Origin of the sequence: Microcoleus sp., assembly GCF_041354475.1 — a bacterium.
Lineage (GTDB): Bacteria > Cyanobacteriota > Cyanobacteriia > Cyanobacteriales > Microcoleaceae > Microcoleus.
Map to the genome: position 1 here is coordinate 33,316 of NZ_JBGJZU010000054.1, position 10,434 is coordinate 43,749.

The 10,434-nt window shown below is 45.1% G+C and carries 10 protein-coding genes; 6 read left to right on the forward strand and 4 right to left on the reverse strand.

The window, feature by feature from the left end; all coding sequences use genetic code 11:
- Window positions 1–76: 76 nt before the first annotated feature.
- Together ACBR23_RS19180 and ACBR23_RS19185 are read right to left on the reverse strand one after the other, a co-directional pair.
- Window positions 77–700, reverse strand: coding sequence for a hypothetical protein (locus tag ACBR23_RS19180; RefSeq protein ID WP_371120273.1), 624 nt, complete (start codon window positions 698–700; stop codon window positions 77–79).
- 257 nt (window positions 701–957) lie between these two features.
- On the reverse strand, window positions 958–1,284 hold the full coding sequence (locus tag ACBR23_RS19185) for a YbjQ family protein (protein ID WP_341732316.1): 327 nt from the start codon (window positions 1,282–1,284) through the stop codon (window positions 958–960).
- 153 nt (window positions 1,285–1,437) lie between these two features.
- Here ACBR23_RS19185 and ACBR23_RS19190 point away from each other — a divergent pair, with 153 nt between their 5' ends.
- Window positions 1,438–2,538 (forward strand): tetratricopeptide repeat protein, encoded by a 1,101-nt coding sequence (locus ACBR23_RS19190; RefSeq protein WP_371115208.1) that lies wholly within the window; start codon window positions 1,438–1,440, stop codon window positions 2,536–2,538.
- A 326-nt stretch (window positions 2,539–2,864) separates the two neighbouring features.
- A complete protein-coding gene (gene crtO, locus ACBR23_RS19195; protein ID WP_371120272.1) occupies window positions 2,865–4,562 on the forward strand; it encodes a beta-carotene ketolase CrtO in 1,698 nt (565 codons plus the stop codon).
- A gap of 178 nt (window positions 4,563–4,740) precedes the next feature.
- Here the strand turns inward: crtO and ACBR23_RS19200 are convergent, their stop codons facing one another.
- Together ACBR23_RS19200 and ACBR23_RS19205 are read right to left on the reverse strand one after the other, a co-directional pair.
- Window positions 4,741–5,541, reverse strand: coding sequence for a HEAT repeat domain-containing protein (locus tag ACBR23_RS19200; protein ID WP_371115206.1), 801 nt, complete (start codon window positions 5,539–5,541; stop codon window positions 4,741–4,743).
- A 192-nt stretch (window positions 5,542–5,733) separates the two neighbouring features.
- On the reverse strand, window positions 5,734–5,958 hold the full coding sequence (locus ACBR23_RS19205; protein WP_371115205.1) for a polymorphic toxin type 34 domain-containing protein: 225 nt from the start codon (window positions 5,956–5,958) through the stop codon (window positions 5,734–5,736).
- A gap of 318 nt (window positions 5,959–6,276) precedes the next feature.
- On the opposite strand from ACBR23_RS19205, the gene ACBR23_RS19210 reads away from it, so the two are divergent.
- The 4 genes from ACBR23_RS19210 (at window position 6,277) to ACBR23_RS19225 (ending at window position 10,251) form a co-directional block, all read left to right on the forward strand.
- On the forward strand, window positions 6,277–7,371 hold the full coding sequence (locus ACBR23_RS19210; RefSeq protein WP_371115204.1) for a saccharopine dehydrogenase family protein: 1,095 nt from the start codon (window positions 6,277–6,279) through the stop codon (window positions 7,369–7,371).
- Window positions 7,372–7,471: 100 nt separating this feature from the next.
- Window positions 7,472–7,819 carry a hypothetical protein gene (locus ACBR23_RS19215; RefSeq protein ID WP_371115203.1) on the forward strand — a complete coding sequence of 116 codons (348 nt, stop codon included), beginning with the start codon at window positions 7,472–7,474 and terminating at the stop codon, window positions 7,817–7,819.
- Window positions 7,820–8,087: 268 nt separating this feature from the next.
- Window positions 8,088–8,609, forward strand: a complete 522-nt coding sequence (locus tag ACBR23_RS19220) for a hypothetical protein (protein ID WP_371115202.1) — start codon at window positions 8,088–8,090, stop codon at window positions 8,607–8,609.
- Window positions 8,610–8,916: 307 nt separating this feature from the next.
- Complete coding sequence (locus tag ACBR23_RS19225; RefSeq protein ID WP_371120271.1) at window positions 8,917–10,251, forward strand: hypothetical protein; 1,335 nt, start codon at window positions 8,917–8,919, stop codon at window positions 10,249–10,251.
- Window positions 10,252–10,434: the final 183 nt, after the last annotated feature.

The following is a 10,434-nucleotide window of genomic DNA, read 5'->3' on the forward strand; positions in this document are numbered from 1 at the left end:
ATCTGCGTTCCCAGGTAGAACCTGGGAACGAGGAAAACGAGAAAAAATGCGCAATTCCCAAGGCCCGAACTCCATCTTAAGAGTGATTTCGGGGAGTGCGCGCGCCAGCAGATGCTCCAGCCATTGACGCCACTAAACCCAACAGGGAACCGAACAAAAACGACCAACCAGCTTTCGCAGCATTACCAGCAATATCGCGAGCATTCTGAGCGGTAACGTTAGGTGCTTGGTTAGGTAAATCCACCCCGCCCTGCTGCGCTTGATTAATCGCTTCTCCCGCATTAGCAGCCACTACTCCAAAAGTACCTGCTACTCCATTTGCTAACAGCCAAGAGCCAATTGTTAAGGTAGTTGCCCACAAAATTGCTCCGTTCAACAGCGCTGTATTGCGGTTCATTGGCCCGCAAGCGCGAGCAGTTACCCAACCGCCAAGGCCCAAGCTAATTAATAAACTGATTATTGACCAGATTCCGACGCCGGTACCGACGCTGCCGGCTATACTGCGGGGAGCTCCTGAATTAGCAATGTTACTCAAGCCGATCGCAGCACCCAAAGCACTTAATACCAATTGGGAGCCGATCGCAATTACCAAACCTGAAAAAATCGGACCCCACCGGACTCGATCGTGGTATTCCATCACTGAATTCACCACAATTGGTTCGGCAACAATGTTATCTACAGGTCTATTTGCGTATGCCATAGCTTTTTCTTTTCTTGTGTTTGTTTACATTTGATAGATGGATTTTTTTTAACAGCATTCCCTACAAATATTGATTGTTGCCCAGATGGATAGAAACTATATCTGCCTAGGGAAATAACCAGTATCTATGTCTCAAGAAATAAACGAAAAAGTCATTAGCCCTCAGTCCACAGCTAATAGCTATTAGCTAAGGACTAATGACCAATAACTAATCGATCCATTTATAAACATTTACGGATGTATAAAGAAAGGACTGCTTAGCGCAGTCTTACCGCTGTCCCAACAGCAGTAATCAGCAGCAAAGCCCCCTTGGCGTCTACATTAATCGTGCCGGTGTCAATTTCCACCCCGATTACGGCGTTTGCTCCCAGCCTCTGAGCTCGTTGTTCCAGCTCTGCGAGGGCATCTCGCTGTCCTTTGAGGAAAACTTCCTCGTAACTGCCGGTGCGCCCACCAATGATGTCCCGAATGCCCGCAAAGAAATCTCGCAGGGCATTGGTGCCATAGACCACCTCAGCAGTTACAATTCCCAGGTAAGATTGGACTTCCGATCCTTGAATGACATCAGTTGTTGTTACAATCATCTGTTGGCCTCGATCGCGAATATTTTGAGTTTGTCTAGTTCTGTAGATTTACTACATCTGGTCCCTCAAACATTCCTGGTTAATCCTCAGTTGTCTGTTTAGCAAACGGATACTAATTCGCTCTTTCCTTCCACCACACACTCTTTGAAACAAATGGCCGTGTACAAACAAAGTCTCTTGGTATTCAGTACGTTGTTGCTAGCGGGATTTGCTGTCTCCGCGCCACTGCGAGCACTCTGTGCGGAAACTTCTGTTCAAGTCAATCCTGAAAATAATTCTAATTTGGACGCTTTGCTGCGAAAAGGGCGCGAATTAGTCGATTTGGGAGAATACGGTAAGGCGATCGCCATTTATGAGCAAGCAGCCCGTTTAGATGGTGAAAACCCGCGTATTTTTTCCGGTATTGGTTATTTAGAAGCACGTCAGGGCAACTATCAAGCAGCAGTTGAATTTTATCAACAAGCCATCAGTCTCCAACCCAACAATGCCGACTTTCAATACGCCCTAGGATATGCGATGGCGAATTTGCAAAACTATCGGGCCGCTGCTACCGCCTACCGCCGCGCCGCCCAACTCGATCGCAAAAATGTGAATGCCCTGATCGGTCTGGGCGTGGTACTCTTTCAGCAACAAGATTACAGTGGCGCTTTTAAAGCCTACCAACAGGCGATCGCCATCGAGCCTAAAAGTTGGCAAGCTTATTCTTCCATGGGTTTAGTATTAATCCAACAGGGCAATTTTTCCAGTGCCGTTGACATCCTCCAGCAAGCGGCTAAACTCGCTCCCAAACAAGCCAGCGTACAGTTAAAATTAGGTACTGCTTTACTGCGTAATGGCAACACAGCCGAAGGGCTGGCCGCTTTTGAAGAAGCTGCGAAACTAGAGCCTCGCAATCCCGATGTGCAGTTAGAAATCGGCGAACTTCTCAAAGGTCAAAACGACTTAGACGGAGCCCTTGTAGCTTATCAGCGGGCTGTGGCGGTGCGACCAAATTTAGTGCAAGCACACGCTGCGATCGGGGAAATTCAACTGCAAAAACAAGATTTCTTAGGAGCGATTATCACTTTTCGGCGCGTCATTCAGCTTGAGCCTAACAGAGCCGAAGCTTATTATAATTTGGGTACTGCTCTCCAAAGGCGCGATCGCACATCCGAAGCAATTCAAGCTTTTCAGCAAGCCCTCGATAATTATCGCCAGCAAGGTAACAATGATGGTGCAAAAAAAGCTGAGGCAGCCTTGCAACAAGTGAAGTAATTAGTTACGAGTTATAGCCTTTCTCAGTTAGGTGAGTTACAGGCGTTATGGGTAATGGGGAACCCCCCCTAGCCCCCCCCAAGGGGGGAAGGGGGATGGGCATAAGGCATTACTAATTACCAATTACCAATTACCTATTACCTATTACCTATTACCTATTACCTATGATATAATGCAGTCGCTCTCACCATGCAGTTAATATAGGCTGCATCTTTTGTCAGATACTAAAACTATTCTCCAAGATTAATCTATTTCTCCTGGTAGAGTTGGTCAAACTGTTAAGATTTGTAAAATGAGCAAAATATCCCATTCTCAGAGCTTCATCTATGCAAACCTATGATGTGATTATCATCGGAGCAGGTCATAACGGACTGGTCTGTGCATCTTATCTCCTCAAAGCCGGATATACCGTCCTCCTGTTAGAAAAACGTTCGGTTCCCGGTGGTGCCGCAACTACTGAAGCTGCGATTCCCGAATTGCCGGATTTTAAATTCAACCTGTGCGCGATCGACCACGAATTTATCCATTTAGGGCCTGTTGTAGAAGAACTAGAACTGGAAAAATACGGTTTAGAATATCTTTACTGCGATCCAGTTGCCTTTTGTCCCCATCCCGACGGCAAATATTTCTTAGCGCACAGTTCCGTAGAAAAAACTTGTGCTGAAATTGCCCGCTACAACGAGCGCGATGCTAAAAAATATGCCGAATATACCGATTTTTGGCAACGGGCGTTAAATGCGATGATTCCGATGTTCAATGCGCCGCCAAAGTCCATTATAGATATTGCTGGCAACTATAATATTGCCAAACTCAAAGATTTATTTTCAGTCATCGGTTCCCCAGAAAAAACCCTGGACTTTGTACGCACGATGATTACCAGCGCTGAGGACATTCTCAACGAGTGGTTTGACGAGGAATTTTTGAAAGCACCCTTAGCCAGACTGGCCGCAGAATTAGGCGCTCCTCCATCGCAAAAAACGATCGCGATCGGCGCAATTATGCTGGCAATGCGTCACAATCCCGGCATGGCAAGACCGCGCGGAGGAACGGGTGCATTAGTCCAAGCACTACTCAATTTAGTGAAAAGCTATTCGGGTGTGGTGCTCACCGATCAGCACGTCGAAAAAATATTAGTGGATGATGGCCGCGCTGTCGGAGTTCGAGTTGCCAACGGCACAGAATATCGCGCTACCAAAGGTGTTATTTCTAATATTGATGCGAAGCGTTTGTTTTTGCATTTAATGGATGATAGTGATGTCGATGCTGCTGACCCGAATTTGCGGGAAAGATTGGAGCGTAAAATTGTGAATAACAATGAAACTATTCTGAAAATAGATTTAGCTCTCAATGAAGTACCCAAGTTCGATCGCTGGAATCATCGAGACGAATATTTAATGGGTTCGGTGTTAATTGCCGACTCCGTAAAACACGTTGAAATTGCTCATACCGACCCTGCTATTGGCAGAATTCCCGATTCTGACCCCTCGATGTACGTGGTGTTTCCGACGGTACGAGACCCGTCAATGGCTCCTCCGGGACACCATACAGCTTGGATTGAATTTTTTGCTCCTTACCAAATCGAAAATGCTGAGGGAACGGGCCAGCACGGTACGGGTTGGACGGATGAGCTCAAAAACAAAGTTGCCGATCGCTGTATTGACAAATTGGCAGAATATGCACCCAATATCAAGAGGTCTATTATCGGCCGTCGGGTGGAAAGTCCGGCGGAATTGGGAGAGCGTTTGGGGGCGTTGAAGGGAAATTATTACCACGTTGATATGACGCTGGATCAGATGATATTTTTCCGCCCTTTACCGGAGTTGGCGAATTACAAAACGCCGATCGACGGTTTGTATCTCACCGGGGCCGGTACCCATCCGGGCGGCTCAATTTCCGGGATGCCGGGGCGCAACACGGCTCGCGTTTTCATGCACGCACAGCAGCCGATCGCCCAGACTTTGGCGGATGCCGCTAATTCTTTGAAATCGACTGCTAAGTCGGTGTTTGGCGGGAATGAGAAGTAAGCTTTTTAGCAACCGCAGATAAACGCAGATGGGCGCAGATGAATCACATCTGCGTTTTTTTTTAGTGATATCGTTTCCGGCTACATCGGAATGATTTAACCGCAGAGAACACAGAGGACACAGAGGGAGAGAATAGAGAGATGAATAATTCAGATGCTACCGGATTTGATATGATTTATCAATGTGCGAGTGTGAGAATTTTTTCTGGTTGATTTCCTGTGAAGGGAAAACGATTTGCGATCGACCTCAATACCCTTTCTAAATCGGGAGCATCTTTTGCCAAGGTTGGCTGATCCTCCCGTTCGGTCAAATCTGTTAAAATATTCAGGATGAGCATTGCTAAATGTTCATCAGCATTATCCAACAAACTCAATAGCTTCTCGATATCTTCTTTTGCGCCCAACCAGTACCGCGCTCCCAGCAATTCAGCTTTTACTGATAAAGGAAGCTTTAATTTTAGATACTCTTCCAGTTTTGGCAATAGCTGCGGCGTACCTAAAAGCCCGATCGAATTAGCAGCATACCCTCTAACTGCTTTATCTTCATCAACATCAAGCAGTGAAAGCTCCAGAGTTTCTATAGCTGATGGTTCTTCTAAATATCCAAGAGTTTCTGCTGCTGATGCGCGAACCAGTGCTGAAGGATCGTGTCTGAGAATATATTCTATCGGTACAACCGCAGGACTATAACCAAGTTCTCCCAGAGCCTCCACGGCTTCACACCTAACCAGTTCTTCTGGATCGTTTAGCAAAGGCATTAATGCAAGGCTAACTGTCTCTACTTCCTCTGAACCTAGATAACCTAATGCCTCGGCTGCACCGGATCTAATTAATTCATCGGCGGATTTTAGCAATCTTAATATTTTCGGTACAGCCGCATAAACTTCTGCATCTACAAGCTGTATCAATGCTTCTATTTGCAGGGCATAATCATCAGAATCGCAATAATCTAGCAGTGTTTCAGTTGTCAGCTTATCCATAATTTTTGCACATCCCTAAATTTTAGTGCTTCCAGTCTAGGTTATTTTCACACTTAGTCAGTTAAATTAAATGGCATTACGCAAGTATCAAAATGACTAAGTGTGAGTAATTCGACATCCCCCAAAACTCTCTGAATTTCGTGGTACTACACTAATTGCAGACTAATTTTGGGAGATGTTTCTTTGAGCAGCTTACCTTTTGGTCTTCTTCTTTTTGCCGCTGTATCGGCTATGTTTGCCACCAAAGGCTTTCAGGGTTCTTTTGATTTTTTCCATTTTTTCTTTATCTTTATCGCGTTTAGCTTGCTGTTTCAATATTTCGAGTGCTTCAGGCATATCTGATGCTTTTTTTTCTGCGATTAGTTGGTTAGCTTCTTCTACAATACCCGTATCAGCTACATTACCTTCTGCGGTCATAGTATTTAATCTTTGATTGATTATGGGAGGATTAAAAATATGGGAGGATTAAAAATATGGGAGGATTAAAAATATAAGTGAGTGTTCATGATTCTTATATTTTAACTCAGACATCGAACCTTGTCAATAAAGGATTTAAAACCTGGGTGGGGTTTATTTAACTTGTCTGCAATTAGGTTGATTTATTGGCTTTCCGCGCTCCTCTGGGGTTAGGGAAATTGGTGGAAGATATTAGGTATCGCAAATTCATACTTTGTGTAGATGCAAACCATCACCTAAAATTCAAATACTCATATTACCGTTACCCATTTTTGAGCAATGGCAAACCGAGTTTTGATTATTGGAGGCCGGGGACGAATTGGCAGCAGCGTCGCCCTAGACCTTGTTACCCATACCGATGCCGAAATTACTGTGACTGGACGGGAAGCTGAAGGCTCCATAGGGGATGGATTGCCGCCGGAGCGGGTGCAGTATTTGCCTTTAAATATTGCAGACAGTACAGTTCTGCGAGAAGCAGTTTCATCCTCTAACCTGGTCATTCACACCGCTGGGCCTTTTCACTACCGAGATGCTAGTGTACTGAAAACTTGCATAGAAGCTGGTGTTAATTATACGGATGTTAGCGACAGCCGCAGTTTTACTCACCGAGCGTTAGACTTGCGCGAAATTGCCCAAAAAGCGGGGATTACTGCGATTATTAATACTGGCATTTTTCCTGGCATTTCTAATAGTATGGTTCGCCGAGATGTGGAGCAGTTAGATACAGCGGAACATATTCATTTGAGTTATGTGGTTGGCGGTTCTGGTGGTGCTGGTGTCACCGTCATGAGAACCACTTTTTTAGGTTTGCAAACGCCTTTTGATGTTTGGAAAAACGGCAATTGGCAGCAGGTAAAACCCTACACCGATCGCGAAACTATTGAATTTCCAGCACCCTACGGCAAAACAGGGGTTTATTGGTTCGATATGCCGGAAGTTATGACTTTGCCAGAAACTTTTCCCGTCAAAACAGTTATTACTAAATTCGGCACTTTTCCTGACCTTTACAATCATCTTACCTGGTTTGTTGCTAAATACTGGCCCCCTAGCTGGCTCAAAAATAAAGGAGTGATTGAATTTCTGTCCTATGTTAGTTATGGGATGACTGGTGTTACTAATAGTTTTAGTGGGGTTGGGGTGGCGGTGCGATCGCAAGTGAGTGGCATTAAAAATGGCAAACCAGCTCAAGTTTGCTCCATCGCCCTACATGACAATGCTGCTGCTGCTACGGGCATCGGTACTGGCAGCATCGCTCAATTAATTTTAGAAGGCAAATTGACAAAACCAGGGGTTTGGTCTGTAGAACAAGCCCTTTCTACGGAGCTATTTGAACGATCGATGGAGAGTCGTCACCTCAAAATAGATCGAGTTTGATGGGTTAATCTATCTTCAGATAGAAGTCAGTGTAGCAATCAGCGTCTTACTATAATTGCTAGCACAATAACTAATTCTTAAAATACCAGGAGAAATTGACATGAAGCGCGTTTTAAAAACTTTGGGACAAACGTTAGGTCGCTGTGTTTTTTTGGGTTTGATGCTGGCTTTAATTGGTTTAGCTGTAGTACCCACTCAAACTGCTCGCGCCGCAGGCATCTATAACAATCAAGTACCACAAGACGCTAAAATTACTGACCCCGCAGAAAAATTCGAGGATTTGAATCCCCAAGCAGCTTATGATGACATCGTGAAAGCTGCTCAAAATCCTGCAAAAGTAGAGCAGGTTTACGAAGAAAGCTTGGATGAGTACAAAGCAGAGCATCCAGAAGAGAGTTTAGTAGAAAAAGCTGAAGATTTTATCGAAAAGGTCACTGGTAACGAATAAATTAACAAAAGTTAATCATCGGCCATGGGGCACCGGGCATCGGGAAACCCCACAATAAGTGTCGGTTGTAGGCGAAGTCTAGAACCCTCTAAATCCCCCACCTCCCACCAAGGGGTGAGGGTTGTTTCATTCTGGGATTGAGATGAAATTATTACCCATAGGCAGAGTATACAAATGAGTAGAACCAGCCTTAAGGAAGATGAATAAATAGCAGTTTTTTAAGTAGATTTAGTGATAGTTAGAGTGAAAGAAAAAGGAAAAAAATATCATGGCAAATAATGAAAAATCTGTGAAACAACCTGATGCCAACCTAGACCCGATTTCCGGGGAAACCGGAGCACATCCAGTGGGAACTGGTATCGGTGCGGCAAGTGCTGGTGCTGCGGGTGCTGCGATCGGCGGTGCTGTCGGCGGACCAGTGGGAGCTGTTGTCGGGGCTGTTGTGGGCGCGTTTAGCGGTGGTTTGGCTGGTAAAGGTGTCGCAGAGGCGATCGACCCTACGGTAGAAGATGCTTACTGGCAAAATAACTACACTTCTCGCCCTTACGCAGACACCAGCACTACTTACGAAGATTATCAGCCGGCCTACCGCACTGGTTATGAGGGATACAGCCGCTACTCCGGTACTGGTAAGAGTTTCAATGAACTCGAAGACGATTTGCAGCGCGATTACGAAACCAATCGTGGTAAGTCTCATTTGCAGTGGGAAAAAGCTAAGCACGCTACGCGAGATGCTTGGGACCGGGTGGAACGGGCTATTCCTGGAGACATAGATAAAGACGGCCGCTAAGGGCGATCGCGAGTATTTCGGTTTTTCGGTGTACATTCTTTGTCACACAAGTTTAGCCAAATTATGCGAGTTTTAAACCCCTCTCTGTTTCAGGGAGGGGTATTTTTAAGCTTAGTTAAAAAAAGATTTTTTGGGCAAGATGACGACACAATTAGCACTATAGCAATTCTAAATCATTTGTGAATTTCTTGCTCCCGGACCTTAATAAGGGGAGGGTTGGGGTGGGGTAAAAAACTTGCGACTCCTGCAAGGATTACTATATCATTAAACTAATTCAGAACAGACAGTTCAAACATAGGTATAACTTGTGAAAGAATTATTGGCACAAGCTTGGACTCTCAAGCAAAATTTAATTGACTTTGTACTGGAAGCTGAGGGAGAGTTGGCGGTAGCTTTGGAAGCTTATGTTGCCGATCGCTCTTCGCGGGAACGCTATGATATTGCTCATCAAAATCAAATAATTGACAGCTTTACAGTAGAAGGTAAAGTTGGAACAAAAACGCCGATCGACCTGTTTGTCGCCAGTCAGTCAGATTTAACCGAGGGCGATCGCAATTTACTAGACAGTTGGCTGCACAGAAGCTTCACAGGCTTGTTTGAAATCAGTCAAATTGCCCCCGATAGCCTGGAACTAATGAATTGGTTGACGGCCAAGCACTACACTGTCCAACCCAACAGTCCTACTTTTGAGCAAGAAATATCTCGGTTTAAGTTGGGAGACATTTTACTAACTCGCATTGCACCTCTGACAGATAACTCCTGGATACTATCGGGCCCTCCCATACCGATGGGGAAATTGGGTAAGCCGAAATTGGCAGTGGCGATCGGCAATTTTAAGCAGAATTACAAAAATCAACTCTACAGCGATGCGCCGGAATTGTTAGAGCAAGCTTGGAGTTCCGTAGAACAGTACCACAAGGATTTTACGGATTTTTTTGGTAGCGATGAATTGACTCTATCGGGATATCATCTCAATAAAAAACTGGCAGAATTTCAGGAAGTAATTACTAAAAAACGCTTAACTGACGCAGGCTTGGACGAAACCAAGTCTCTCGCCGAGATAGTGGAAGATGCGGGAATGGATCGAGAACAAGTCAAAGCAGCAGCGATCGCAGCCAGCGGTGCCGATGCCAAAGTAGTTGAAGTGGCGATCGACAGTAATGCTAACTCAAAAATGGTCATGCCTAAAGTCGAATTGCCCGATCGCTTCAAAAAGGCTGAACAGGTTACAGCACTTTCTCATCCCCGCTGGGGCCAAACATTTTTATCTACCTATACTCAATTTACCGCCATCCTAGCAGCAGCAGACTTGGCCAGCATCCCCGATGCCCAAAAGTTGGTTCGCAACTATTTAGAAGATCCAGCCATTAATGCTGGGATTTGGCATCGGCTAGCTAAATTTGACTCTGCAAAATTAGAACAAGTGTTGCAAACATTTTTGGAACGGCCTGATTTTCAGATCGATCGGGATTTAGATCCCTTGCTGCAAGAATTCAAAAAACCCTTAGAACCAGAATTGCCGGAAATAGCCAGCGTTCCCCAGCACCTGCACAATTTATTCCAGGAAGCTTTAGGCGAAGTCAATAAGTCAAAATCCAAACCCCAGGACAAAAAGAAAACCTCTAAGGGCTTTAAATCCTGACCGCAGCAAGAGACACCAGCCCTGGGGTTTAGACAGAGGGATAATTCGGCGGCGGCTTCACCAAAAAGCTGGGTCTGAAGCCCCGTCCTTTTAGGACGGATTTAATTCTCTTTGATGCTGTCAATTAAATCTGGAAATCATGGTATAATCGAGTAATTCAAACAGCAAAAACAATGAAAGCAA